We start from the raw sequence: 23,697 nt of genomic DNA on the forward strand, positions 1-23,697 counted from the left end.
AACCGCAGGTTAAGAAAGTTTACCAAAACCTTCTGTCCTTTCAATTGTGTCCAGGCTCTGCGGCTGTTAAGATAAACTTAGAAAAAGCTTTTTCTTAACGATCCGCAAATTACCTGAAAGGAGATTCACCATGAAAATAAACGAAGTGATCCGCCAGCGCCGCAAGGAGCTGGGCCTGACGCAGGACCGCGTCGCCGAACTGCTGGGGGTTTCCGCCCCGGCTGTCAACAAATGGGAAAACGGCAACAGCTATCCCGATATCACGCTGCTGCCGCCGTTAGCCCGGCTGTAAAAAACAGATTTGAACACATTGCTTTCCTTTCAAGACGAGCTAACAGACTTGGAAGTTGCCAACCTGATGAACGAAGTCGCGGAGCAGGTGAAAACCGGAGATCTGGAAGCCGCGTTTGAAATGGCGCGGGACAGGGTGCGGGAATATCCTAACTGCATGACGCTGATCTACGGGATGGCCACGATGATCAAAGGCTCCGTTTCGATGACCCGGCCGGAGGACGCCCCGCGGTATAAGGCGCAGGCTGACGATTGGCTGCGGTTGTGCGCGAACGGGGAAAACCGGCATATCCGGGAATCCGCGATTGTGATGTTGTTTTCCGACGCTCTGGAACGGAAAGCGCTGGACGAAGCCCGGACGCTGCTCGATCAGCTGCCTGAACCGCTGGCGGTGGATAAGCAGCAGCTGAAAATCAATCTGCATCTTGCCAGCGGCGAGCAGGAAAAAGCGCTGGACCTGATGGAACGCCAGCTGTTAAAGACGGCGAACAACCTCATCACGCAGCTGAGCAATTTAATGGATCTCAGCTGGAAGCAGGGGCAGTGCGAGCGGGCTGAGCGCTATGGCGAGCTGTCGCGCAAGACTGCGGAACAGTTCGATCTGATGCCTTACGATCACGCGATCGCTGATTTCCTGCTGGCGTTGCAGAAGAAGGACGCAAAGACGTGTCTGGACGCCCTGCAGCGCATGCTGGAAGCGCTCAAACAACCGTGGGATCCGTCAGCTTCGCCGCTCTATCCGCATATTAAAAATACCAATGATGTCGGTTCGTTCAATAGCCTTTTAAGCAGCTCGCTGCTCAAAGAACTGCAGCGGGATGAGAAACTGGCCTTCTTACGCGAAGATCCGGCGTATGCGGAATTTGTTTCCCGCTATTTACCCCCGGCGGATCCCGCTTGATCCGCGGTGAGCTGATCGCAGATGTAGCTTTAAAGAGGATTGAAAGTTGTATTCGGACTTACTGATGACATCCTTTGGACAAAGGAAGCCAATTGTTCACGATTTCGACAGATTTCTCCGGCTGTCTATTCATTTCGGGATAAAGAAGACTATGATAAAGATAGAATCAGAGTAAAGATCTGATACCGAAAAGGGAGTGGACATGATGAAGAATTCAATGACTCGGATTTTGTGGTTTATCGCGGGGATCCTGTTGATCCTTTCCGGCTGTACGCTGCTGTTCAGACCGGATGCTTCGCTGATCTCGATGGCCGGGATGATCGGGTTTGTCATTCTGTTAAGCGGCATTTTCAACCTGACGATTTATTTTGTTTTTCATGATCTGATGCTCGGGGCCGGATGGCAGCTGTTGGACGGCATCCTGGGCGTGCTGGTCGGCTTTATGTTTCTGGGCAACAGCGTGCTGGTGGCTTCCGTTCTGCCGTATATCTTCGGCATGTGGATCATGTTTTCCGGTCTGTCCAAGCTGGTCGGCGGCTTCGATCTGAAAAAGCTGAACTTTGATGGCTGGGGCTGGCTGGTTTTGATCGGTGCGGCGATGACGGTTTTGGGGCTGTTGACATTCTTCAAGCCGATGATCGGCACGGTGGCACTGTCGACAATCTTCGCGATCGCCCTGATCGTAGAAGGCGTGCACGCCTTATTGCGCGGGATTTATTCCCAGCGCTTCTGGCTGTAACTTTCTGAAATCAGCACAGACGAAACAAAACGGGAAGACCGTACAAAGGGATTGAGCAATCCCAATACCGGCTTCCCGTTTTTAACGTTTCCCCGTAAACAGTTTGACAGCGTGTCAGTCGTTCTTTAGAATGAAAATAAAGAATAAGCGGATTGAAGGTCCGCTATCCAGGAAGCGAGGAGCGGCTTATGAAAGCTATGGAACAAGCGCTGGCGCTCATGAATGAACGGTTCGGCAAGGATACGGAACTCTCCCTGGCGACGCTGGACGGCGAACAACCGGCGGTGCGGATCGTCAACAGCGTTTATCAGGACGGTTCATTTTACGTCATTACCGATCAACGGTCGCGGAAGATGAAACAGATCGCGGCTCATCCGCAGGTCGCGGTCTGCGGATTCTGGTTCAGCGCCTCAGGCATCGGAGAGAATTTGGGCGCGCTGAAGCTGAAACAGAATCAGGCTAAGCGGCAGTGGCTGGAAACCGCTTTCTCCGCCTGGCTGGGCAACGGCCATATCGATCTTGATAATCCGAACACGATCCTGTTGCGGATCCGCCTGACCCAGGGCGTGCTGATGAGCCATGGAACGCGGTACGATCTGGATTTTACACAGAAAGAAAACTCCGTATAAATAAAGAAAATCTCCAAAGCCCAACGACCCGGAGATCTTTTAATTTGTTATTCTGTTGGCTGCGCAGGCAGAAGGTGTTCCTGGAAATATCCGGCAGATTGGCGACCTTGATCCTTGTGTTCTTGTTGCGGACATATCAAAAAAATTTGATATAAGAATAGACAAACACCGTGAATTCATCTATAATTGAAACACATCAAAAAATTTTGATCTGAGGAGGGGGACGATGATGGAATATTCCAGCGATACCAAAATCTTTAAAGCGTTTTGTGATGAAAACCGGCTGAAAATCCTGGAGCTGCTCAAAGACGGCGAAAAGTGCGCCTGCCGGTTGATCGAGATTTTGGATATCCGTCAGTCCGCGTTATCCTATCACATGAAGATTCTGTGCGATTCGGGTATCGTTGTCAGCCGTCAGGATGGGAAATGGACGCATTACCGGCTGAACGAGGAAGGTATTGAACAGGCTGTGCGAAGACTGACTTTCCTGACGGGTCGGAAAACGGACGAAATGTAAAAGTCATCCGCGGATGACTTTTAAAAAATTCCAACATATCAAAATATTTTGATTTGAATGAGGAAGGAAGTGTAAAATGGAGTTTTTACGAAACCTTTTATTGCTGATCCAGGATCAGATTCTGGGAATGCGGTGGCTGAATCAAGGGATCGGCCTGCTTTTGGAGAAATTGGGTCTGGATGTGACGTCGAGATGGGGCGGGAGCGTGCATTTCTTCCTGTATGACGTGATTAAAATCACGGTGCTGCTGTGCCTGCTGATCTTGTTGATTTCTTATATTCAGAGTTATTTTCCACCGGAGCGCAGCCGGAAAATTCTGACGCGCTTCCATGGCGTTGGGGCGAACCTGATTGCCGCGCTGCTGGGCACGGTGACGCCGTTTTGTTCCTGCTCGTCGATTCCGCTCTTTATTGGATTTACCAGCGCGGGGCTGCCGTTAGGCGTGACGTTCTCATTTCTGATTTCATCGCCGATGGTGGATCTGGGAAGCTTGGTTTTATTAATGAGTATCTTCGGCGCGAAAATCGCCGTGCTGTATGTGATCATTGGTTTAGTGATCGCGGTAGCCGGCGGGACATTGATCGAAAAGCTGCGGCTTGAGGATCAGGTTGAGGAGTTTATCCGCTCAGCCCGGGCCGGGGCTGTGGAGGATGTCGTCATGACACGGAAAGACCGGCTGACTTATGCCCGCCAACAGGTTCAGGAAACGTTAAGTAAGGTGTTTCCCTACATTTTAATCGGCGTCGGCGTCGGCGCGGTGATTCATAACTGGATTCCGGAAGCGTGGATCGAAGCGCTGCTCGGCACGAAGAATCCGTTGGGCGTCGTCCTTGCGACGTTAGTCGGGGTTCCGATGTACGCTGATATTTTCGGCACCATCCCGGTTGCGGAAGCACTGTTGGCCAAAGGGGCGCAGCTGGGCACGATTCTGGCGTTTATGATGGCGGTGACGACGCTCAGTCTGCCGTCGATGATCATGCTGAAAAAAGCTGTGAAACCGAAGCTGCTGGCGGTGTTCATCGCCGTTTGTACGATTGGAATTATTCTGGTCGGCTATCTGTTTAACGGCTTTCAGGGATTTTTAATCTAAGGAGGAAAAAGCTATGCGGATTTTTGGAAAACAAACTGCCGGGAAGGATTGCGGCTGTCAGGCGCCTTCCATCAAAGCGGCCGCAGTGAATCCGGACGAAACGGAAGCTGCGGTTAAGATTCTGGGTTCCGGCTGCGCCAAATGCGCGGCGCTGGAAAAGGCTGTCAGGACAGCTGCGGAAGAGCTGGGACTGAACTGGCCGATCGCCCATGTGACGGACTGGACTGAGATTGCCGCCTATGGCGTAATGAGCACGCCGGCGCTGGTCGTGAACGGGAAAGTCGTTTCTTATGGCAAAGTGCTGAGCGTCGATGAAGCGAAGACCCTGCTGAAGCCATTCTGTTGATAGCGCTGTTTTCGCCCATCCTGAAAAAACTCCGGAAAACGCATGCTTCCCGGAGTTTTTTTATTTGCTATTCTGTTTGTTGCGCAGATGCATGTAGACGGTGTTCTTGGAAATATCCAACAGATTGGCGACCTTGATCACCGCGTCCTTGATGTTGAAAATCCCGTAATCATCCAGTCCCATCACGATCATTTTGTTTTTATTCGACGGCGCGATGGATGAATCGTTCATCACCCGTTCGCGGATGCTGCGCAGCGTCGATTCGATCAGTTCGTCAGAATTGTCCGCAAAGTTTTCCATCGCCGGCTGGCCTAACAACCCCGGTGTCTGCGGGACTAACGTCTTCACAAAATCATTCAGCGAGGTGTTCATATACAGATTCATGCAAAGCAGGCCGATGATTCTGCGCTTTTCTCCGCGAATCGCAATCGTCGTCGATTTCAGCGGTTCGCCTTTTTTATTCGTGCTGAAATAGGTGATATAATCCTTGTCCGTATTTTCAATCTTTTCCAGCATGTTTAACGCCAGATCGGTGATCGGCGCGCCGATCTTTCTACCGGTATGCGATCCGTTGATGATGTTGATCACGGAATGTTCGTAATTTTCTAAGGAGTGCAGGACAATTTCATACCCTTCCCCCAGATAACAGGCCAGCCCTTCGATCATGTTGGAATAGGAGTTCAGAATTTCCTGATCTACCAGGGTCAGGTCGACAGATTGATAAGCCATAGTCTTTCCTCTTTTCTTCCATTTATTGTAAACGATCAACCCCGGTTCTGGCTATATGTAAGTACGCTTGTTTTTCCAGCTTTGGCGTTTTCCGCCGTGATTAAGCGGGTGATTGAGAATTCTGTTCCATTGGTAATCACGCAGGGAATCGTCATATCATACCCTTTCGCCTGCAGCGCTTCCAAATCGAAGTGAATCAAGGTCGTGCCGGGTTTGATTTTATCGCCTTCTCGGACGAAGCATTCAAAGCCCTTGCCCTTTTCGTTCACGGTGTCCATGCCGATGTGGATCAGAAATTCCAGGCCGTCCTCCGCGCGCAGACCGATCGCGTGCAGCGTCGGGAAGACCATCAGCACCGTGCCTTTAAACGGCGCGACGATATACTCTCCGGCAGGCATGACCGCGAAGCCGTCGCCCATCATTTTCTGGCTGAACGTCGCGTCCTGCACCTGCTCGAGCGGAATGATCCGGCCGTCGCAGGGAGCCAGCACCGTCGGTTCGGTTTCTTTCTTTTTCAACAAGTTAAACATGGTTTTCCTCCTGCCACTGAATCAGCGCGGCCTTGATCCGTTCTAAAGCGGCGATCACCTTGGCGTCGTCCCGATACACGCCCAGCACGATGCGCAGATGACCTTCCCCGCCCGGGCCGTAGTTTTTCCCATCGTTGACGGCGACTTGAGCGTGCTTCACCAGATACTGCACGATCTGCGAGGAATCGCCCAACCGGGACACGTCCACCCAGCACAAGAAGCCGGACTGCGGCAGATCGGCGTGCACGTTGGGAATGGAGTTGAGAATCTTTTCCGCGGCCTGCCGGCGGATGTCGAACGCCCGTTCAAATTCCTGCATAAACGACGGATCCTCCAGAGCGGCGATCAGCGCTTTCTGGCAGGCGGTGTTGGTCGCGCCCAAAACGGAAACCGCGTTGGCGTACAGCGAATCCATGATCTCATCGCCGCAGACCAGATAACCGACGCGCAAACCGCTCAGGCCCATACCCTTGGAAAAGGAGAAGACCGTCACGGTGCGCTCAAACATGCCGTCCATGGCCGCCGGGGTGATCATTTCATTCTCATAACAGAAGTCTTCAAACGCCTGGTCGCAGACCAGAATCAGGTCGTGGCGGATCACAAAGTCCCGCAGAATTTCCAGCGACTGCCGGTTATAAACGGTGGTTGTCGGATTGTTCGGATGGGTCAGCACGATCATTTTTGTTTTTTCGCTGACGCTTTGTTCCAGCAGCTCCGCTTCCAGCTGATAGCCGGTTTCCGGACGCAGCGGAACCGGAACGACGCGTCCGCCCATAATTTCAATGTTCAGCGTGTTGTTAGGATAGCTGGGCGAGGGAATCAGAACTTCGTCGCCATCCTCAATAAACGGCAGGATCGCGAAGTACAGGCCGCTGTCCGAGCCGGGCGTGATCAGGATGTTGCCCTCAGGATCGACAAGCAGGTGATTCTTTGTTTTCAGCTTTTCCGCGATTTTTGCTTTCAGCTGGGAGGAACCGATCGGCGCGGTGTAGTGCGGCGCGGACGGGTGCCGGATCGCGTCGATCAACGCCTGCTCGACATGCTTGGGCATGGAGGCGTCCGGCATAAACGGATCAGCCCAGCCCATTAACGCAACGCCCTGCTTTTCCATTTCTTGATAGGCGCTGCCGACATCCGCCTTTTCCACAGCGGTAAACAAACCGCCCTCGGCTTTGCGGAAAGCCGGAATCATTTTCTCTTTCATCATGTTGTTTCCTTTCTATGAAACAGGGGCTGCCTGGCGCAGCCCTGTTCTCATCATGCATTGCAGACTATGTCCCTTTTTCCAAGGGAGCGGCAAGCTGAACCGCCGGCGTGGGAGGAACCGGCAGTTCAGCGGAAAGGGTCAGACTCAGCGGTTTTCGTCGAAGCCGAAGACGACTGTCAGCACCGCGGAGACGATAAACGAGATCGCAAACGCCGCCATGACCAGCCAGACGTTGCTCGGATTGTCGCCGATGAACATCGCAAAGTTCAGGAACGACGGGCCGCCCATCGCATAGGCTTTCAAAGCGAAGAAGGAAGCGAACGCACCGCCGCAGGCGCCGCCGATGGCCGCAGCCATAAACGGTTTCTTAAACTTGAAGTTGATGCCGTAGATCGCCGGTTCGGTAACGCCGGTCACCGCGGCGATCGTAGCGGACGCCGCAATCGTTTTGGTCTTCGGGTTCTTGGATTTCAGCCAGACACCGAATGCCGCGCCGGCCTGCGCCATGTTCGCGGAACCGCTGGCTGGCGAAATATAGTTGAAGCCCTGCGTTGTGATGCCCTGTACCAGAACCGGAACCATGCCGTGGTGAATGCCCAGAACGACCATCGCGGAATAGATGCCGCCATAGATCAGACCAGCGAAGACGCCGCCTTTTTCAAACAGAACGGTCACAACCGCAGCCAGCTGCAGGCCCACCCAGTTGGCGACCGGCCCGATTGTCATCAAGGCGATCGGCGTTGCGATTAACATCGTTAAGCACGGAACCAGAATGATCTTCAGCGCGCCCGGAATGAATTTGTCGATCATGCGTTCCACCCAGGAAGCAAACCAGATCGCAAAGACCATCGGCAGCACGGAGGATGAATAATTAACAACCGTGAACGGAATCGCCAGGAAGGAGAACGTCGTTGTGCCTTCCGCGATTAAGCCGGCCCAGCTGCCCGACATCATCGCCGCGCAGATCGTCAGCGCGACGAACTGGTTCATCTTGAACTGCTTCGCTGCGGAAGCCGCTAACAAGAACGGCAGGAAGGTAAAGATTCCATTGGCGATTGTGTTGATCACAAAGTAGGTATTGCCGGAGCTGTCTAAGCCGAATACGACGGCAATCGTCAGAATGGCGCGGACTAAGCCGGCGCCGGCCAGTGCGGGAACGATTGGATTGAAGATGCCCGCGATCGTTTCAAAGAAACCGGTTAAAAGATTTCCCTTCTTCTTTTTCAGATCGGATTTGACGTCGTCGAGATTTTCTTCGACCGCCGCTTCTTCGGAAAGACCAGTGAGTTCGATGAAATCCTTATACACGTTGGCGACGTCGGTGCCGATGACGATCTGCGTCTGTTTCCCCTTGTTGACGACGCCCATCACACCGTCGACCTGATTGAGCGCTGCTTCGTCAACCAGTGAGGTATCCTTTAAGTTCAGACGCAGGCGGGTCATACAGTGAGCCGCGGTGGCAATGTTGGCGGTGCCGCCGACATGCTTGAGGATGTTTTCGACCAGTTGTTTGTTTTTCATTCTGTTTTCCTCCTTATTTATGTGCTAGTATTTCGACTTCACACAAGACGCCCTTGGGAATCTCCCGCACAGCGACGCAGGAGCGGGCCGGGCAGTGGGTGAAGGTTTCGCCATAGATCTGATTGAACGCCGCGAAATCGCTCATGTCCGCTAAGAAGCATGTCGTTTTCACAACGTCGCTGACAGTCATATCCGCCGCTTCCAGAATTGCCTGAATGTTTTTCATCACCTGCCGGGTCTGGCTTTCAATCGTGTCGCCCGCGATCTCGCCGGTTTCCGGATCGACCGGAATCTGACCGGAAGCGAATAAAAAATCGTTCAGCCGGACAGCCTGGGCGTAAGGCCCGATCGCTGCCGGTGCTTTGGGTGTTGCAATCTTTTCTCTCATCTGAATCCCCCTTTTTGGTAAATTAATTTTTACACTTTCAGATTATCACTGAATAATAATTTAGTCAACAATAAATAATGAAATTATTTTTATTGATTTAACCGGTTACATGCTCTATAATGAAAGTGTAAATGAAATTTAGTTCAGTAAATCGAAGAAAAGGAGTAAACCAATGAAACAACTGAAAAGCTTTCCGGAAAACTTCTTCTGGGGCGCCGCTTCGGCGGCCAACCAATGCGAGGGGGCCTGGCAGGCCGAGGGTAAGGGCGTCAGTATTTCCGACGTCATGACCAACGGCACGCATAAAGAACCGCGCCGGATCACCCCGGTGATAGACGAAGACCGCTACTTCTATCCAAGTCATGAAGCCGTCGATTTCTATCACCATTATCAAGAGGATATCGCGCTGTGCAAGGAAATGGGCTTCAATATCTTCCGGATGTCCGTCAACTGGACGCGGATTTTCCCCAACGGCAATGAAAGTGAACCGAATGAAGCCGGTCTGGCGTTCTATGACCGCGTGTTCGCCGAGCTGAAAGCGGCGGGCATCGAGCCGCTGGTTACGATCTATCACAATGAAAATCCGTTCGCGCTGACGCAGGAATGCAACGGCTGGGCCGACCGGCGCTGCATCGACTATTATCTGAATTTCTGCCGGGTTCTGTTTGAGCGTTACAAAGACGTCGTCAAATACTGGATTCCGTTTAATGAAATCAACTGCCTGACGACCAAGCTGGGCAACTGGAATCATGCCGGCATCCTCAACGAAGGCACGGAGTTCTTCACCGATCAGGTCGATAACCCGAACCTGCGGTTTGCTGCGCTGCATCATCAGTTTGTCGCCAGCGCCCGGGCGGTGAAGCTGGGCAAAGCGATCAATCCCGATTTCCAGTTTGGCACGATGATCTGCCACATCACGGTGTATCCGCTGACGTGCAATCCGGACGACGTGCTGATGACTCAGCAGGAAGACCTGATGCGCAACTGCTTCAGCGGCGACGTGCAGGTCAAGGGTGTTTATCCTTATTATATAAAGCGTTACTTTGAGCGTCATGGGATTGAATTTGAGATCACTCAACAGGATTTAAAGGAACTGCGCGAGGGCACGGTGGATTTCTATTCGTTCAGCTATTACATGTCCAACTGCATCAGCTCGGATCCGGCCAGCGCACAGGTGTCCGGCAACGTCATGGGCGGAGCAAAGAACCCGTATTTAACCGCGACGGAGTGGGACTGGCAGATCGATCCGAAAGGCCTGCGCTACACGCTGAATCATATTTATGATCGGTATGGCATTCCGGTCATGGTAACGGAAAACGGTCTGGGCGCCCGCGATACGCTGACGGCGGACGGTAAGATTCATGATGCTTACCGGATTGATTATCTGCGTCAGCATATCGAACAAATGCGGCTGGCGATCGACGACGGCGTGGAGCTGATCGGCTATACACCATGGTCGACGATGGATCTGGTCAGCGTGTCCACCGGCGAAATGGAGAAGCGCTATGGATTCATCTATGTCGATAAGGACAACGAAGGCCGCGGCGATCTGAAGCGGTACCGCAAGGACAGCTTCTTCTGGTATAAAAAGGTCATTGAAACCAACGGCGAGGATTTGGATTGAATGCAAGACTGAGCTGTTCCTGAGGTAAGCAATATTTCACGTTCTTCTTTCTGTTAAAAGCAGAGGAGGAACGTTTTTTTTGCAGGTCTTGTTTCATGGCGTGTTTATGGAATCCAATGATGATTAAAAAGCAGCTAAGCTTGTCGGGATTGGGCTGACTCTGTCAAAAGTCTGACGGTTCCGCTGAACTTTGTCATGATCTTTCGTTTTTCGTAAAGATTGCGAACAAAGCAGGCTGTTATAATGAAGACAGAGAATCAGGGAAGAATCTTTTCCACAAACCGATCATATCCAGACAGGGAGGCTTGATCATGGGAAAACTACTCTTAGTTGAGGATGAAGCACCAATCCGCACCTTGATGCGGATGGCGCTGACGACAGCGGGTTACGCAGCGCTGGAAATGAGCGACGGCCGGACCTTGATTGAAACGCTGGAACAGGGCGGGATCGATCTGATTCTGCTGGATGTGATGCTTCCGGGCGAGGATGGTTTTACGCTGTTGGACAAGATCCGCCGTTATCAGGTGCCTGTGATTTTTGTCAGCGCCCGCAGTCAGCTGGCGGATAAAGTCCAGGCGCTGCAGGCCGGCGCGGACGATTACATCACCAAGCCGTTTGAGATGATGGAGCTGTTGGCGCGGGTGGAAAGCGTTCTGCGCCGGACCGGCCGGAAAAACAGCGTGCTGAAATTTCAAAATCTGACGATCGATGAAGACCAGCGTCAGGTGTATGGCCCGGCGGGCGTGATCGAGCTGACGCCGAAAGAATTCGATCTGTTCGTCTTTTTGATCCGCAACCGCAATATCGCGCTGTACCGGGAGGAAATTTTGGAAAAGGTATGGCATGACGATTATGAAGGCACGACCCGCACCGTCGATATGCACGTCGCATCGCTGCGTAAAAAGCTGAGGTTGAGCAAACAAATCGTTTCGGTGTATAAGATCGGCTACCGGCTGGAGGATCGTTCATGAAGCTCCGGCATCAGCTGGCGTTGAGCGCGTTCGCGGTCTTCGCGCTGATTTTCAGCGGATCCGGCTTAACGTTGATTGAAATCAGTGCCCGGCTGCGGCAGCAGGATCAGATCGACGCGCTGATCGCCCAGAACCGTGCGATCGACGGGATGCTTTCAAGCGCGGCCGCCTTGATGGCGTTTACGCCGTCCTCCTTTTCTCCGCAGCGGCAGCTGCAAAACCAGCTGGAAAAAATTCTGGCGGACAGCGCGCTGGAAACCGGCGTGCGGATTTTAGATGAGGAAGGCCGGATCCTGGCGGACAGCGGATTCCCCAAGATTGACGACGCCCAGATGGAAACGCCGCAAAACGATCAGATCTGGATGAAAATTAAAAATACCGCGGCCGGTCCGGTTCTGATTTCCGCGCATGTGCTGCCGCTGAATGATACGCGCCTGATCATCCAGTCCAGCGCGGATCTCAGGACGCTTCGCCGGGATGTTCAGAATCAGCTCGGTTTGTTTTTCTTCATCAATCTGGCAGCCTATGCGGTGTACTGGCTCGCGATGATCGTGGTCAGCCGCCATCTGACGCAGCCGGTCGAACAGCTGGCGGAAGGGGAACGGCAGATCGCGGGCGGCCGCTGGAGCCAGCGGGTGCCGGTGAGCGGGGCGCAGGAATTGAAAGCGCTGGCGGAAAACTTTAACCGGATGGCGGAAACTGTTGAACAGAAGGTGGCTGAGCTGGAAACTGAAAATCAGGAAAAAGAGATTTTTATCAATAATTTATCCCATGAAATGAAGACGCCGCTGACCTCAATTCTGGGCTATACGCAGCTTTTGCGCCGGACGAAGATGTCACCGCAGGACGCTGAACAGGCGCTGGATATCATCGAATCCGAAGCCCGCCGAATGGAACGGCTGTCGTCAAGGCTGATGCAGCTGATCGTCGCGGCCCGGCCGTTAAGCGAATGTTCTGCCGCGGCGCTGGATTCTTTTATTGAACAGGCGGTACTGCGGCTAAAACCGGCGTTGCGTGAAAAATCCTTGCGGCTCTGCGTCGAGTGTGAACCGTTGACGGTGCTGATCGACGAGGAACTGATGCAGGCGGCGCTGCGTAACGTTTTGGACAACGCGGTGAAAGCCAGCCAACCCCAAACGTTGATTACGATTGAGGCGAAAACGACGGAAACCGGCTGGCAGATCGCGGTGCGGGATGAAGGCTGCGGAATTCAGGATCCGCATCCGGAACGGATGCTTCAGCCCTTTGTGATGGAAGATCAGGCGCGCAGCCGGAAGCACCATGGCGCGGGACTGGGACTGGCGCTGACTCAGCGGATCGTCCAGGCTCATGGCGGAATGGTGGAGATTGACAGTCAGCCAGGGCACGGCACGGAAGTTCGGTTTGTCTTTCCTCCGGAAACTCTGATTGCGGATGCGAAAGCGGAAGCTTCGCAAACAAAAGCACGGACGGGAAAGTCCGAACAGGATAAGGAGAAGACGCATGAGGAACAATAAAGGAAAAAGCCGAAGTTTAAAATCCTGTTGTTTTCTGCTGGGCATTCTGACGCTGACGGGCTGCGCTGATTCAGAGACCTTGATCGTGCGGGATTATCCGATGAACCGGACGGCGGTCGTCACGCCGCCGCCGACAGCGGAAGAAAGACAAAAAGCCCAGACCGTGGATACGCTGAATCAGTATTTTAATCTGGCATTGGATCCCGGAGACTGGAATTTCAGTTATCAGATGATCGCGGAATCGCCCTATTGGGATGTGGATAAAACGAACCAAACCTACACGGTTATTTTCCTGATGGATAAGAAGACTTACGAGATGGGCTATGGATTATGTCTTGATGATCAAACGCAGGAGGTGCTGGCGGCGCAGTCGGCGTTTGACGCTGGCTCATCTCAGTTAACTGATGCTGAAACGCAGCTTAAGATCTGGAATTATGCCTCCGCCTGGTTTCAGCGCTGCCGCCCGGATTTTAACGCCGATTCGTTGTCAGAGATTCAGATCCGGAAGCTGGACAATGACATGGGTCTTGCGGTCTTGAGCGACGGCAGCGGAAAGCTGGGCTATTTGTATATGCGCTTGTCCGACGGACAGCCGCTGGCGTTCGGTACGGGCAAGTTTGTTCAGGACTTACTGCGCTCTCTGGAAACGGAGGTTTATTCAATCGTGGAATGATAAAAAGACCGACATCTTTTACAACTTCATGACAAATCAAATACAGCTTTAGAACAACTGCGGGCTAGACTATCCTCAGGAAATGAGGAAGTGCCGATGTTGAAAGTCAATGAACAGAAACAGAAACGAATCGAAGTTGAAGGCTGGAGTTACGACCGGTTCGCGATCCCGACGCCGGTTATTGGGCCCGGCGATGATCTGGATGTCTTGTTAACGCAGCTTGTATTGCCCGAATTGGAAGCTGGCGATCTGGTGTTTATCAGCGAAAAGATGGTGGCCTGCACCCAAGGCCGGGCGATTCCGTTGTCGGCGATTGTGCCGGGGCGCTTGGCGCGGCTGCTCAGCCGGTTTGTGACGAAGACGCCGCGCGGCATCGGATTGGGGATGCCGGAAACAATGCAGATGGCCATCGAGGAATGCGGCGTGATCCGGATTCTGTTCGCGGCACTGGCGGGTGCGCTGGGCCGGCTGTCAGGTCAGAAAGGCTGGTTTTATCAGGTGGCGGGGAAAAAAGCGTCGACGATCGACGGACCGTGCGGCTATACCCTGCCGCCCTACAATCATTACGTCGTGCTGGGTCCCTCCGATCCGCAGGCCGTTGCCCGGCATTGCGCCGAGCGGCTACATCATCCGGCCGCAATCATCGACGCCAACGATTACGGCGTTGAGATTCTGGGGCTGTGGCCCATGTCCCTGCCCCGACGCCGGCTGGCCGCCGCATTGCGGGATAATCCGCTGGGGCAGAGCTGCCAGCGAACGCCGGTTGGGATTCTGCGCCCGGTTGGCGAAAGGGAAGCTGAAGTCTGCGCGAAGCTGGACGCGATGACCAGCGGTTTAACGGAATGTCAAACGGATCATTCAACAAGCACGAATTAGAGCGAAGGGCGGAAGTCTTCTTTGAATAAACGGCAGTATGGCGTTTATCAGCGGAAAACCATTCAATTTTCTCAAAGCAATCCGAGTTTGGCCAAGACATCATTTTCGATCTGGAAACCCCTTCCTTCCATGGTGAAAAAAGCGCTTAACTAAGGCGAAAATTAAGAAATTTGGGATTGCTTTTGCGAAGGCGCTATGCTAAGATATATAAGCACTTACTTTGGACACGCGAAGAGGTCCAAGGCGGAAGGAGAGTAATTATGAAAAAAGGAATTCATCCAAACTACCATAAGGTCACAGTCACCTGCACAACTTGCGGCAATACGTTTGAAACAGGTTCAGTCAAAGACGATATCCGCGTCGATACCTGCTCAAACTGCCATCCGTTCTATACAGGAAGACAGCGTTTCGCAGCCGCTCAGGGCCGGATCGAAAAGTTCAATCAGAAGTACGGATTGAAGAAATAACAACGCGAAAAAGGATAAGGGAGCGCAAGCCCCTTATTTTTTTGATTTTTGGGGGCAGTGAAATCTGCTTTAGTAATAAGGCTGGGGGGGAACGTTGATGTTAGCGATGTTCAGCGGGGCGCTGTTTGTCCTCGCGCTGATTTACGGTTTGTTTTTAATGATTAAGGATCGGAATGTAACGAAGAAAAAGTTGAAAAGGATGACGGACAACCGGCTGTTGACGGCTGTCAGCAACTGGCTGTTCCATTATTATCATGAAGGTCTGGAAGAACCCGAGCTGCTCGTGCAGATTCCGGATGTTCACCGGCATGTTTTAACCCTGCCGATCGTCAACGAGGAAATCGGCTGCGGCGGCATTCCTCAGCTGTTGGTGAATCATGGCATGGACATGTTAATTTATGGCAAGGAAGCGGCCGAAGCCTGGGGCCTGAATTTCTATGCCGAGGCGCTGAAGGAAGCGATCCGGCGCAGCGCCGCGGATCCGGGGAACGTGGCGGAAGGACTGTATGATGATCTGGAAAGCGAGATTTATACGCCGGAACATCAGGCGGAGTATCAGAAGACGCTGCTTCGCGTGATCCATGAAAATATTGATTCTTTCGGCTTTTAACCGTTCTCCAAGGGTGGAAAGTAGACATCAATTCCTGTACAATAGGAAAGGATAAATTAAACAAAGCGTTCAAGGAAAGAAAAGGAGCGGAATTATGATGTATCATCAATACCGCCCGGGCTATGTGGAAGTCATTTCCGGGTGTATGTTTGCGGGTAAAACCGAAGAGTTGATCCGGCGCATCAAGGTGCTGGAATTTGCGAAGAAAAAAGTGCTGGTGTTTAAGCCGGCGATTGATAACCGGTACAGCGAAACCAAAGTCGTTTCCCATGCCGGAAGCGAGGTCGACAGCATCGTGATCCGGGAAGCAAAGGAAATTTTGAACTACGTCGATGATTCGGTCGATGTGATCGCCATTGACGAGGTTCAGTTCTTTGATGAAGATATTATAGAAATCTGCGATTACTACGCGAAAAAAGGCAAGCGGGTGATGGCGGCCGGCCTGGATATGGATTTCAAGGGCGAACCATTCGGCGTGATGCCGATTTTGATCACCAAGGCGGAATTTGTCACGAAGCTGACGGCCGTCTGTACGATCTGCGGCGCTCCCGCGACCCGCACGCAGCGTTTAGTCAACGGCGAACCGGCCAATTATGACGATCCGATCATCCTGGTCGGCGCGTCGGAAAGCTATGAAGCGCGCTGCCGGCATTGTCACCAGATTAAAAACAAGCCGTCCCATCTGGGGCTGGACCATGACTGAAGCGCTGAAAAAGTGGATCGCACCGAAAGATTTCTATAAAAAAGTATTTCTGATTTCCGTTCCGCTGGCGCTGCAGCAGCTACTCAACAGCGCGATGGGGATCGCCGACAGTATGATGGTTTCCTGGATTGGGCAGGTGACCGCCGTCGGCACCGCGGCCCAGATTGAAAATCTGATGATGACGGTGGGCTTCGGCGTCGCCAGCGGCGCGGGAATCTTCATGTCGCAGTTCTTCGGCAAGCAGGATTTAAAGAGTGAGAAAAAGGCGTTTGGTCTGGGCGTGATCCTGAGCCTGATCAACGCGCTGGTCTGGATGGCGGCTTCGATTTTCTTCGGTCGTCAGCTGATGCGCTTTTACATTCCGGATCCGACGGTCATCGAATCCGCGCTGCAGTATCTGATGATCGCGATGATCTCTTATCTGCCGGGGGCGCTGATCACGATGTTCTCGTTCGCCTACCGCTGCATTCAGAAAACGCATGTGCCGATGTTGATCGGCCTTGTCAGTATGGCGGTGAATATCGTCCTGAACTACTGTCTGATCTTCGGTCACTTCGGATTTCCGCAGATGGGCGTGCAGGGTGCGGCGCTGGCGACGCTGATCGCGCAGACGACGGGGCTGATGATTCACATCGTCTACGCTTATAAATCGAAACAGTCGTTCATCGGAACGCCGCGGGAAATGTTCGCGCTCAGCTCTGACTTTGTCCAGCCGATCTTACGCCGGGCGTATCCGTTAGTGCTGAATGAATTATTTTTCGGCTTCGGCAATACTTTATATATCCGCGCCTTCGGGCGCTTGGGCACCGAAGCGATGGACGCTTATTATGTCGGCAACCAGATCTCCAACATGTTCTTCTTTATCGTCCAGGGCTTAAACAGCGCCAACGGCGCGATTCTGGGCGCTTCGTTAGGCCAGGGTGATCTGGAGCTGGCAAAACGGCAGGGAAACTGGTTTGTGGCGCTGGCCGTCGTGCTGTCGGCCGTGTCGTCGCTGCTGATTCTGGGCTTCGCCCATCCGATGGTCGATCTGTTCGGCTTACAGAACGCGAACGTGATTCAGGAAGCGGTGCTGATCGTCCGGATCTTCTCAATCCGGATCTCGCTGCGGATGTTCAACGTGCTGGTGTTCTCGGCGCTGCGGGCCGGCGGGGATTCCAAATTCCTGGCGTTTCTGGATGCGGGAATCATGTGGATCGTCGGCCTGCCGCTGGCCTTCATTCTCGTTGAAGGTCTGCATTTCACAAGCATTGCGCTGGTCTTCCTGATCATTCAGGTGGAACAGCTGGTACGCATGGTCATCGGCTTAAAGCGTTACTTTAAGGGCGCATGGCTGATCGATTTAACGCAGGAAGTAAAAACTGCATAAGGAGGGTAAATAATGGATGCAATGATGAAACGGCTTCAGTCGATTGAAGAACGTTACAATGAAATCAACGAGGAAATGATGTCTCCGGAAATTGTTTCCGATCCGAAACGGCTGGCGAAGCTGGGCAAGGAACAGGCCTCGCTGAAACAGTCCGTAGAGGCTTACGAGGAATTAAAGGGCCTGAATTCGCATATCGAGCAGGCGGAGGAAATGGCGAAGGAACATGATCCGGAGCTGAAGGAAATGGCGCAGATGGAGCTGGAGGAACTGCTTCCCAAGAAAGAAGCGCTGATCGCGAAGATCGAAGTGCTGCTGATCCCGAAGGATCCGAACGACGATCACGACTGCATCGTGGAAATCCGCGGCGCAGCCGGAGGCGACGAAGGGAATATTTTCGCCGGCGATCTGTACCGGATGTATGTGCGGTATGCGGAAACGCAGGGCTGGAAAATCCAGGTGCTGGAAATGAGCGAATCGGAAGCCGGCGGCTTCTCCATGATTTCATTTCTGGTCAAGGGCGACGAGGTATACCGTCAGCTGAAATTTGAATCCGGCGCGCACCGTGTGCAGCGGGTGCCGAAGACGGAAACCCAGGGGCGGATTCATACGTCGACAGCGACCGTCCTGGTGCTGCCGGACGCGGAAGAAACGGATATCGAGATCGATCCGGCGGATCTGACTTTTGAAACACACCGGGCTTCCGGCGCCGGCGGGCAGCATATCAACAAGACTGATTCCGCGGTCCGGATCGTGCATGTGCCGACCGGAATTACAGTCAACTGTCAGGAAGGCCGTTCCCAGCATGAAAACCGCGAAACCGCGCTGCGCTTAATCCGCGCGCGGGTCTTTGAAGAACTCAATCGTCAGAAAGAGGAAGAAGAAGGTGCAGTCCGGCGGGCGAAAATCGGAACGGGCGACCGTTCGGAAAAGATCCGGACATACAACTATCCGCAGAACCGCGTGACCGATCACCGGATCGGCTTTACGATCAACCAGCTGGACCGGATTATGGAAGGCAAGCTGGACGATGTGATTGCGGCGCTGTTGGCGGAAGAACAGCGGCAGAAGCTGGCAGGCGAAAATAATGCCTAGTTTCCGCGAGCTGATTCACGAAGCGCTGCCGTTACTGGAACAGGCGCAGATTCCGCAGGAAACCGCGCAGGTATTTCTGTTGGAGCTCAGTCAGAAAGAAAGCTACGATCTGTACCTGCATTATGAGGACGAAGCGCCGGCGGAGCTGGTTGAACAATATCAGGCGGGAATGAAACGGATTCTGAAACAGGAGCCGATGCAGTATGTCCTGGGTTACTCCTGGTTTTACGGCTACCGGTTTCAGGTTAATGAAAATGTTCTGATCCCCCGTCCGGAAACGGAAGAGCTGGTCGCGAATATCCTGGCGGATCTGGATGAATATTTCGCAGAGGCAAAAACGATCGACGCGGTGGATATCGGAACCGGCAGCGGTGCGATCGCGTTGTCGCTGGCCAAGGAAGAACCTAAAATCCGCATGAGCGCTACCGATATCAGCGCGGAAGCGGTGGATGTGGCGAAAGCAAATGCCGCGAGCTTAGGCGTCGATGTGAAGTTTCTGGTCGGCGATATGGCGCAGCCCGTGATCGACGCGGGAATGAAGGTTGATCTTCTGATCTGCAATCCGCCGTACATTCCGCAGGAGGAAACGCTGGAAGCTTCGGTTAAGGATTATGAACCGCACGTCGCACTGTTTGGCGGCGAAGACGGCTTGAAGTTTTACCGTCAGGTCTTTGCGGCTGCGCCGCAGGTGCTGAAGGACAAAGCGATGATGGCGTTTGAAATTGGCTGGAATCAGAAAGCGGCGCTGTTGGCGGAGGTCAGAAAAACGTTCGGCGATGTGCGCGCCGAGGTGGTCAAGGACATCAATGGCAAGGACCGGATGTTGTTCGTCTACTTCAATCTGTAAGCTTGTTCTGTGCAAGATCTTGGTATAAAAATGGAAAATCCGTCCATCCTGAAAGCAACAGGAAGGACGGATTTTTTATGAAGAAGCTGATGGTAATGATGAGTCTATGTTTGTTCTGTTCCCTTTGCACGATCGTCGGGGAAACGGAAGAAGTTCGATTTCAGATTCAGGCGGATTCCCGTATTCATGAAGAAGCCGGCCTGAAAAATCAGATCTATGCGGTGTACTCCGAGTTAACCGACGGCGTGGACGCAGAGTCCCGCCCGGTGATCGTCGCTCAGAATATCAAACGATTTGAAGTGAACGAGGACATCCGTGCGGAATATCAGAATAACACCGTGGTGATCACGCAGGGGGACGGCAAAGGCAGCCTGATCCATGGCAGCTTCGATGCGTTCAGCTGCGGCCGCCCGGTGAAACCGAAATCCTGGATTGCGGAACTATTCGGACATGAATAATCAATTCAGGTTTATCGAGGAGCTTAAATGCATTCGTGTTCAAGAAAGCGCAGACATGACTGCGTTATTAAAAAAAGTAAAAAGAAATAAAACAATTTTATTGAGAGGTCTATGGCTCAAAGATGGATCGACGGTCAACACATTTAACGAATCTATTTTCCAAAAATGAATATTTTTCAGAATTGGAAAACAGGATGGTTTTCTCTTCAGGTTAAAGTTGATCGCAAGGGTATTTACAAATTTGATTTTTCAAGATATGATAAATAGGCTCATAGAGTAGGAAGGAACAGGGACTAAGGTCGTTTCTTCCGTTTTTTTATGTGTTTCAGCAAGGAAAAGTATCCGTTTTATAATTTGAATGAGATCTGCGGAGATTGAAGTAAGGCTATTCCAAGCCGTGAACCCGTGTCCTTGCCTGCGTCTTTGCTTCCATGAAGATCATTGAAAAATGGGGTTCCCCGGATTCTCCATGAGTGCAGCGAGTATGGATTGCCGGAACCTGATTTTATTGATTTTGACGGGGATTTCTGGGTGAATATGTTTCAGCAGCTTTCTGAAAAAGAAGGATCTCATACCGATGATACCAAAACTGATACCAATGATATCTGTTAGAAAATGATATCCAAGTTCTGAATCTAATCCATGAGAATCTGTTTATTACGCAAGCTGAGCTGAAAGAAAAAATGCAGGTCTCCATCATAACCGTTAAGCGGCTGATGGTCGATTTGCAAAAGCGTGGCGTGATTGAGCGGCAAGGCTCCAGCAGAAGGGGAAAATAGTTCATTATCAGTCAGAAGGAGTAGCAGCTGGCAGAGCTAAATTCAAAGTAAATCATAGACCAGCTGAATGAAGAACTTACCGGCGATACCCGCAAGTGGGTATTCTGGCGTGATGACAAGGCTAATTTCTTTAATTCTGTTTGCGGTTCAGGAATAAGAAACGTCAGTTCTGTTCCCAGCCGTCCGGGACATTCTGGTTTCCCCACCGGCACAGCTCACTGAGAATCGGCATCATTGATTTGCCTTTCTCAGTCAGGCTGTATTCCACCTTCGGCGGAACCTGCGGATATTCCCGGCGCAGCACCAATCCGTCGGCTTCCAGTTCTTTCAGCTGGGAGCTTAACATTTTATGCGTTACATTGCCGAGTGAGCGCTTCAGTTCGCTGTAACGCAGCGTGTCTTGTTTCCATAGCCAGAACAGGATGTGCATCTTCCATTTTCCGTCGATCAACGAGATGGCGTAGGCAAACGGCCGGATGTCGACGGGCTTCACGTTCTCTTGTGTTTTCATCATACTCTCCTTTTAGATAGGCTCTCACTTTTTTGTGCGTACTTACTGATTTGGAAGAATTATGATATAACTGAATTACAATGTCAAGAGGAGGACACATCCATGAAATTACTGACTTCACCCGTTCAGGTAGGAAACTTAATATTGAAAAACCGTCTGGTCATGCCGCCGATGGCGACGTCCAAGGCGGAAAACGGCAAGGTTACGCCGGACTTGATTCGCTACTATCAGGAGAAATCTGACGGCGGCGCACTGGGCTTGATCATCATGGAACACAGCTTTATTTCAGCGGAAGGGCAGGCCAGCGCAAACCAGACGTCGGTTTCCAGCGATAAGGACCTGGCGGGGCTGCGTGAATTGACAGCGGCGATTCATGCCAATGGTTCACCCGTATTCGCTCAGCTCAATCATGCCGGAAGCGCGGCGAAAGAAGAAGTCACCGGCTATGTCCCGTTAGCGCCCAGTGCTCTGAAGCATCCCAAGGCGAAGGACGACCGCCTGCCCAAGGCCATGACAGCGCAGGATCTTGAGAAGGTGATCGCGGATTTCAAGGAAGCTGCCCGCCGGGCTCAGGCCGCCGGCTTTGACGGTGTGGAAATCCATTCCGCCCACGGCTATCTGCTCAACCAGTTTTACTCGCCGCTGACGAATCATCGGACGGACGAATACGGCGGGACGCTGGGAAACCGGATTCGCCTGCATTGCCAGATTATCGAAGCGATCCGCAGTCAAGTGGGTGCGGAGTATCCGCTGGCGCTGCGGTTAGGCGCATGCGAGTGTCTCGCAAACGGCAGTACGATGGAAGACGCGGTGTCCGCGTGCGTTCAGTTTGAAAAGGCTGGCGTTGATTTGATCGACATCACCGGCGGCTTAGGCGGCTATGTTCGTCCAGGTCACAGCGAACAAGGCTATTTCCAGGATTTTTCCACCGCGGTGAAACAAGCGGTTTCTATTCCTGTGCTGCTGACAGGCGGAATCACGGAAGCTGCGGCTGCGGAAGCGCTCTTGCAAAACGGGAAGGCGGATCTGATCGGCGTCGGCCGGGCGCTTCTCAAGGATTCCGACTGGGCGAAAAACGCGGTCTGCGCAGTTCAATAAAAGACTAAAACAGGAAAAAAACGACAAGATTTTTCCACCGACCGATTCTCTGAATCATCAGGCGGAAAAATCTTTTTATTTACGCGAGTTTAGGATCAAGAAAATTACGTTGCGACGTGAGAGACTCGGTTCAACGAATGCGTGATCGTTCCAGGCTGTTTTCTGTTGTATAATGAAGGCGGACGGCCGGCGATGACGGAATTCACCGGCGGCCAAAGGAGTGAAAATTGATATGATTGTTGAAATTGCAGAAACCTACCGAACGATTGAAAAACTGAGCTATCCCTGCGGTCATCTGACTGTCGGCTTTATCAGTGAGGATCAGCTGCATGCGCTGGCTGCGGAAGCCGGGCTGCATCTGGCGGTTCCTGAGGAACGCGAGTCCTTGATGCGCAACGCGGTGAGCGTCAGTGAGGAAGCGTTCTGGTGCGTACTGCATCTTATCAATCCTGGCCGGATCCTGGGACAGCGCGATCGGATTGGACTGTTGATCCTGAAAAACTGCTTCCTGGTCGTCGATCTGTACGACGAAGACGACAGCACCGGCGAAGCGGTTCAGCGGATGCTGCAGACGCTGAGGCCGGAGAAAGCGACGCTGCCGCGGCTGGTCGCCGGCTTTTTCCGGGAGATTTTAATTCAGGATCCGGATATTCATGAAGATCTGGAAATGCAGATTGATGCGCTGGAGAAAGAAGTGTTCGACGCCCGAGCACCGCACTTCCGGCAGCAGACCCTGCAGCTGGGCAAGGAGCTGCTGACACTGAACCGCTATTATGAGCAGCTAATCAATATCAACGAGCATCTGGAAGAAAACAGCAACGATTTGTTCGCTGAGGACGAGCTGCGCAGCTTCGCGCTGTTGAATGAGAGAATGCTCCGTTACCGCGACAATGTGCAGCTGCTGCGCGACCGTCTGACTCAGGCGCAGCAATCCTATCAGGCTCAGCTGGACTATCAGCTGAACAAGTCGATGAAGACGCTGTCGCTGGTCACGACGATCTGCCTGCCGCTGTCGCTGATCGCCGGCTGGTATGGTATGAATTTTACAGCGATGCCGGAATTGAAATGGCGCTATGGCTATCTCTATGTGATCGGATTGAGTGTTGCGGTCGTCAGTCTGGTGATCATTTTATTAAAACGGAAAAAAGGATAGCGTCGGGCCGCCCGGCTCTTTTCTTAACTTTAGCTTAACCCGCGGGCGTTTATAATCGTAGATGTCCGGGGATAGAAAGGAG

The 23,697-nt window shown here is 52.5% G+C and carries 28 protein-coding genes; 22 read left to right on the forward strand and 6 right to left on the reverse strand.

Features of this window, described 5'->3' with window-relative positions; all coding sequences use genetic code 11:
* Nucleotides 1–130: 130 nt before the first annotated feature.
* The 7 genes from DWY25_RS14635 (at nucleotide 131) to DWY25_RS14665 (ending at nucleotide 4,513) form a co-directional block, all read left to right on the forward strand.
* The gene (locus tag DWY25_RS14635) at nucleotides 131–292 is read left to right on the forward strand and encodes a helix-turn-helix domain-containing protein (protein ID WP_117895858.1); all 162 of its coding nucleotides are present in this window, start codon (nucleotides 131–133) and stop codon (nucleotides 290–292) included.
* A 48-nt stretch (nucleotides 293–340) separates the two neighbouring features.
* Nucleotides 341–1,192: a hypothetical protein gene (locus DWY25_RS14640; protein WP_147336697.1), complete on the forward strand. Its 852-nt coding sequence runs from the start codon at nucleotides 341–343 to the stop codon at nucleotides 1,190–1,192.
* Nucleotides 1,193–1,397: 205 nt separating this feature from the next.
* The gene (locus tag DWY25_RS14645) at nucleotides 1,398–1,931 is read left to right on the forward strand and encodes an HdeD family acid-resistance protein (protein ID WP_181981848.1); all 534 of its coding nucleotides are present in this window, start codon (nucleotides 1,398–1,400) and stop codon (nucleotides 1,929–1,931) included.
* Nucleotides 1,932–2,119: 188 nt separating this feature from the next.
* On the forward strand, nucleotides 2,120–2,560 hold the full coding sequence (locus DWY25_RS14650) for a pyridoxamine 5'-phosphate oxidase family protein (RefSeq protein ID WP_117895861.1): 441 nt from the start codon (nucleotides 2,120–2,122) through the stop codon (nucleotides 2,558–2,560).
* 226 nt (nucleotides 2,561–2,786) lie between these two features.
* Nucleotides 2,787–3,077: an ArsR/SmtB family transcription factor gene (locus DWY25_RS14655; RefSeq protein ID WP_117895862.1), complete on the forward strand. Its 291-nt coding sequence runs from the start codon at nucleotides 2,787–2,789 to the stop codon at nucleotides 3,075–3,077.
* 76 nt (nucleotides 3,078–3,153) lie between these two features.
* Entirely contained in the window at nucleotides 3,154–4,167 is a 1,014-nt protein-coding gene (locus DWY25_RS14660) for a permease (RefSeq protein ID WP_117895863.1), read from the forward strand.
* A 13-nt stretch (nucleotides 4,168–4,180) separates the two neighbouring features.
* The gene (locus tag DWY25_RS14665) at nucleotides 4,181–4,513 is read left to right on the forward strand and encodes a thioredoxin family protein (protein ID WP_117895864.1); all 333 of its coding nucleotides are present in this window, start codon (nucleotides 4,181–4,183) and stop codon (nucleotides 4,511–4,513) included.
* Nucleotides 4,514–4,573: 60 nt separating this feature from the next.
* Here DWY25_RS14665 and DWY25_RS14670 read toward each other — a convergent pair whose 3' ends face one another.
* From DWY25_RS14670 to DWY25_RS14690, 5 genes are all read right to left on the reverse strand, one after another.
* Complete coding sequence (locus DWY25_RS14670) at nucleotides 4,574–5,242, reverse strand: helix-turn-helix transcriptional regulator (protein ID WP_117895865.1); 669 nt, start codon at nucleotides 5,240–5,242, stop codon at nucleotides 4,574–4,576.
* A 35-nt stretch (nucleotides 5,243–5,277) separates the two neighbouring features.
* On the reverse strand, nucleotides 5,278–5,772 hold the full coding sequence (locus tag DWY25_RS14675) for a PTS sugar transporter subunit IIA (protein WP_117895866.1): 495 nt from the start codon (nucleotides 5,770–5,772) through the stop codon (nucleotides 5,278–5,280).
* Nucleotides 5,765–6,976, reverse strand: a complete 1,212-nt coding sequence (locus DWY25_RS14680; RefSeq protein WP_117895867.1) for a pyridoxal phosphate-dependent aminotransferase — start codon at nucleotides 6,974–6,976, stop codon at nucleotides 5,765–5,767. The genes DWY25_RS14675 and DWY25_RS14680 overlap by 8 nt, the downstream gene beginning before the upstream one ends.
* A gap of 147 nt (nucleotides 6,977–7,123) precedes the next feature.
* A complete protein-coding gene (locus tag DWY25_RS14685; protein ID WP_006058242.1) occupies nucleotides 7,124–8,500 on the reverse strand; it encodes a PTS transporter subunit EIIC in 1,377 nt (458 codons plus the stop codon).
* Between the two features lie 13 nt (nucleotides 8,501–8,513).
* Entirely contained in the window at nucleotides 8,514–8,888 is a 375-nt protein-coding gene (locus tag DWY25_RS14690; RefSeq protein ID WP_117895868.1) for a RidA family protein, read from the reverse strand.
* A 172-nt stretch (nucleotides 8,889–9,060) separates the two neighbouring features.
* Between DWY25_RS14690 and DWY25_RS14695 the strand changes: the two genes are divergently transcribed.
* From DWY25_RS14695 to DWY25_RS18100, 13 genes are all read left to right on the forward strand, one after another.
* On the forward strand, nucleotides 9,061–10,512 hold the full coding sequence (locus DWY25_RS14695) for a glycoside hydrolase family 1 protein (protein WP_117895869.1): 1,452 nt from the start codon (nucleotides 9,061–9,063) through the stop codon (nucleotides 10,510–10,512).
* Nucleotides 10,513–10,823: 311 nt separating this feature from the next.
* Nucleotides 10,824–11,483, forward strand: coding sequence for a response regulator transcription factor (locus tag DWY25_RS14700; RefSeq protein ID WP_181981849.1), 660 nt, complete (start codon nucleotides 10,824–10,826; stop codon nucleotides 11,481–11,483).
* Nucleotides 11,480–12,979, forward strand: coding sequence for an ATP-binding protein (locus DWY25_RS14705; RefSeq protein WP_117895870.1), 1,500 nt, complete (start codon nucleotides 11,480–11,482; stop codon nucleotides 12,977–12,979). Before DWY25_RS14700 ends, DWY25_RS14705 begins: the two co-directional genes overlap by 4 nt.
* On the forward strand, nucleotides 12,966–13,652 hold the full coding sequence (locus DWY25_RS14710) for a hypothetical protein (RefSeq protein WP_117895871.1): 687 nt from the start codon (nucleotides 12,966–12,968) through the stop codon (nucleotides 13,650–13,652). The genes DWY25_RS14705 and DWY25_RS14710 overlap by 14 nt, the downstream gene beginning before the upstream one ends.
* A gap of 96 nt (nucleotides 13,653–13,748) precedes the next feature.
* The gene (locus DWY25_RS14715; RefSeq protein WP_117895872.1) at nucleotides 13,749–14,528 is read left to right on the forward strand and encodes a coenzyme F420-0:L-glutamate ligase; all 780 of its coding nucleotides are present in this window, start codon (nucleotides 13,749–13,751) and stop codon (nucleotides 14,526–14,528) included.
* 260 nt (nucleotides 14,529–14,788) lie between these two features.
* Nucleotides 14,789–14,995, forward strand: coding sequence for a 50S ribosomal protein L31 (rpmE, locus tag DWY25_RS14720; protein WP_006058230.1), 207 nt, complete (start codon nucleotides 14,789–14,791; stop codon nucleotides 14,993–14,995).
* Between the two features lie 97 nt (nucleotides 14,996–15,092).
* Entirely contained in the window at nucleotides 15,093–15,605 is a 513-nt protein-coding gene (locus tag DWY25_RS14725) for a DMP19 family protein (protein ID WP_117895873.1), read from the forward strand.
* A 97-nt stretch (nucleotides 15,606–15,702) separates the two neighbouring features.
* Nucleotides 15,703–16,308 (forward strand): thymidine kinase, encoded by a 606-nt coding sequence (locus DWY25_RS14730; RefSeq protein ID WP_039864017.1) that lies wholly within the window; start codon nucleotides 15,703–15,705, stop codon nucleotides 16,306–16,308.
* Nucleotides 16,301–17,677, forward strand: coding sequence for an MATE family efflux transporter (locus tag DWY25_RS14735; RefSeq protein WP_117895874.1), 1,377 nt, complete (start codon nucleotides 16,301–16,303; stop codon nucleotides 17,675–17,677). Before DWY25_RS14730 ends, DWY25_RS14735 begins: the two co-directional genes overlap by 8 nt.
* 12 nt (nucleotides 17,678–17,689) lie before the next feature.
* Nucleotides 17,690–18,769, forward strand: coding sequence for a peptide chain release factor 1 (gene prfA, locus DWY25_RS14740; RefSeq protein ID WP_072683188.1), 1,080 nt, complete (start codon nucleotides 17,690–17,692; stop codon nucleotides 18,767–18,769).
* Nucleotides 18,762–19,616: a peptide chain release factor N(5)-glutamine methyltransferase gene (gene prmC / locus DWY25_RS14745; protein WP_117895875.1), complete on the forward strand. Its 855-nt coding sequence runs from the start codon at nucleotides 18,762–18,764 to the stop codon at nucleotides 19,614–19,616. The genes prfA and prmC overlap by 8 nt, the downstream gene beginning before the upstream one ends.
* A 77-nt stretch (nucleotides 19,617–19,693) precedes the next feature.
* Nucleotides 19,694–20,074 (forward strand): hypothetical protein, encoded by a 381-nt coding sequence (locus DWY25_RS14750; RefSeq protein WP_117895876.1) that lies wholly within the window; start codon nucleotides 19,694–19,696, stop codon nucleotides 20,072–20,074.
* Nucleotides 20,075–20,694: 620 nt separating this feature from the next.
* Nucleotides 20,695–20,853: a MarR family transcriptional regulator gene (locus DWY25_RS18100; protein WP_420809879.1), complete on the forward strand. Its 159-nt coding sequence runs from the start codon at nucleotides 20,695–20,697 to the stop codon at nucleotides 20,851–20,853.
* Between the two features lie 163 nt (nucleotides 20,854–21,016).
* On the opposite strand, the gene DWY25_RS14760 is transcribed toward DWY25_RS18100, so the two are convergent.
* Nucleotides 21,017–21,364, reverse strand: a complete 348-nt coding sequence (locus DWY25_RS14760; protein ID WP_039863865.1) for a winged helix-turn-helix transcriptional regulator — start codon at nucleotides 21,362–21,364, stop codon at nucleotides 21,017–21,019.
* Between the two features lie 102 nt (nucleotides 21,365–21,466).
* Between DWY25_RS14760 and DWY25_RS14765 the strand changes: the two genes are divergently transcribed.
* Both DWY25_RS14765 and DWY25_RS14770 read left to right on the forward strand, forming a co-directional pair.
* Nucleotides 21,467–22,462 (forward strand): NADH:flavin oxidoreductase, encoded by a 996-nt coding sequence (locus DWY25_RS14765; RefSeq protein ID WP_117895878.1) that lies wholly within the window; start codon nucleotides 21,467–21,469, stop codon nucleotides 22,460–22,462.
* Between the two features lie 232 nt (nucleotides 22,463–22,694).
* Nucleotides 22,695–23,615, forward strand: coding sequence for a magnesium transporter CorA family protein (locus DWY25_RS14770; RefSeq protein WP_117895879.1), 921 nt, complete (start codon nucleotides 22,695–22,697; stop codon nucleotides 23,613–23,615).
* Nucleotides 23,616–23,697 lie beyond the last annotated feature (82 nt).

Source organism: Holdemania filiformis, assembly GCF_003459085.1.
Taxonomy (GTDB): Bacteria; Bacillota_I; Bacilli_A; order Erysipelotrichales; family Erysipelotrichaceae; genus Holdemania; species Holdemania filiformis.

What these genes read in the sequence shown, in the direction of transcription:
- DWY25_RS14690 (WP_117895868.1), bottom strand. Translation starts at nt 8,888, where the DNA reads ATGAGAGAAAAGATTGCAACACCCAAAGCACCGGCAGCGATCGGGCCT.
- DWY25_RS14655 (WP_117895862.1), top strand. Translation starts at nt 2,787, where the DNA reads ATGATGGAATATTCCAGCGATACCAAAATCTTTAAAGCGTTTTGTGAT.
- DWY25_RS14750 (WP_117895876.1), top strand. Translation starts at nt 19,694, where the DNA reads ATGAAGAAGCTGATGGTAATGATGAGTCTATGTTTGTTCTGTTCCCTT.
- DWY25_RS14650 (WP_117895861.1), top strand. Translation starts at nt 2,120, where the DNA reads ATGAAAGCTATGGAACAAGCGCTGGCGCTCATGAATGAACGGTTCGGC.
- DWY25_RS14735 (WP_117895874.1), top strand. Translation starts at nt 16,301, where the DNA reads ATGACTGAAGCGCTGAAAAAGTGGATCGCACCGAAAGATTTCTATAAA.
- DWY25_RS14730 (WP_039864017.1), top strand. Translation starts at nt 15,703, where the DNA reads ATGTATCATCAATACCGCCCGGGCTATGTGGAAGTCATTTCCGGGTGT.
- DWY25_RS14700 (WP_181981849.1), top strand. Translation starts at nt 10,824, where the DNA reads ATGGGAAAACTACTCTTAGTTGAGGATGAAGCACCAATCCGCACCTTG.
- DWY25_RS14765 (WP_117895878.1), top strand. Translation starts at nt 21,467, where the DNA reads ATGAAATTACTGACTTCACCCGTTCAGGTAGGAAACTTAATATTGAAA.
- DWY25_RS14645 (WP_181981848.1), top strand. Translation starts at nt 1,398, where the DNA reads ATGAAGAATTCAATGACTCGGATTTTGTGGTTTATCGCGGGGATCCTG.
- DWY25_RS14760 (WP_039863865.1), bottom strand. Translation starts at nt 21,364, where the DNA reads ATGAAAACACAAGAGAACGTGAAGCCCGTCGACATCCGGCCGTTTGCC.
- DWY25_RS14725 (WP_117895873.1), top strand. Translation starts at nt 15,093, where the DNA reads ATGTTAGCGATGTTCAGCGGGGCGCTGTTTGTCCTCGCGCTGATTTAC.
- DWY25_RS14670 (WP_117895865.1), bottom strand. Translation starts at nt 5,242, where the DNA reads ATGGCTTATCAATCTGTCGACCTGACCCTGGTAGATCAGGAAATTCTG.
- rpmE (WP_006058230.1), top strand. Translation starts at nt 14,789, where the DNA reads ATGAAAAAAGGAATTCATCCAAACTACCATAAGGTCACAGTCACCTGC.
- DWY25_RS14660 (WP_117895863.1), top strand. Translation starts at nt 3,154, where the DNA reads ATGGAGTTTTTACGAAACCTTTTATTGCTGATCCAGGATCAGATTCTG.
- DWY25_RS14710 (WP_117895871.1), top strand. Translation starts at nt 12,966, where the DNA reads ATGAGGAACAATAAAGGAAAAAGCCGAAGTTTAAAATCCTGTTGTTTT.
- DWY25_RS14705 (WP_117895870.1), top strand. Translation starts at nt 11,480, where the DNA reads ATGAAGCTCCGGCATCAGCTGGCGTTGAGCGCGTTCGCGGTCTTCGCG.
- DWY25_RS14770 (WP_117895879.1), top strand. Translation starts at nt 22,695, where the DNA reads ATGATTGTTGAAATTGCAGAAACCTACCGAACGATTGAAAAACTGAGC.
- prfA (WP_072683188.1), top strand. Translation starts at nt 17,690, where the DNA reads ATGGATGCAATGATGAAACGGCTTCAGTCGATTGAAGAACGTTACAAT.
- DWY25_RS14715 (WP_117895872.1), top strand. Translation starts at nt 13,749, where the DNA reads ATGTTGAAAGTCAATGAACAGAAACAGAAACGAATCGAAGTTGAAGGC.
- DWY25_RS14635 (WP_117895858.1), top strand. Translation starts at nt 131, where the DNA reads ATGAAAATAAACGAAGTGATCCGCCAGCGCCGCAAGGAGCTGGGCCTG.
- DWY25_RS14685 (WP_006058242.1), bottom strand. Translation starts at nt 8,500, where the DNA reads ATGAAAAACAAACAACTGGTCGAAAACATCCTCAAGCATGTCGGCGGC.
- prmC (WP_117895875.1), top strand. Translation starts at nt 18,762, where the DNA reads ATGCCTAGTTTCCGCGAGCTGATTCACGAAGCGCTGCCGTTACTGGAA.
- DWY25_RS14675 (WP_117895866.1), bottom strand. Translation starts at nt 5,772, where the DNA reads ATGTTTAACTTGTTGAAAAAGAAAGAAACCGAACCGACGGTGCTGGCT.
- DWY25_RS14680 (WP_117895867.1), bottom strand. Translation starts at nt 6,976, where the DNA reads ATGAAAGAGAAAATGATTCCGGCTTTCCGCAAAGCCGAGGGCGGTTTG.
- DWY25_RS14695 (WP_117895869.1), top strand. Translation starts at nt 9,061, where the DNA reads ATGAAACAACTGAAAAGCTTTCCGGAAAACTTCTTCTGGGGCGCCGCT.
- DWY25_RS14665 (WP_117895864.1), top strand. Translation starts at nt 4,181, where the DNA reads ATGCGGATTTTTGGAAAACAAACTGCCGGGAAGGATTGCGGCTGTCAG.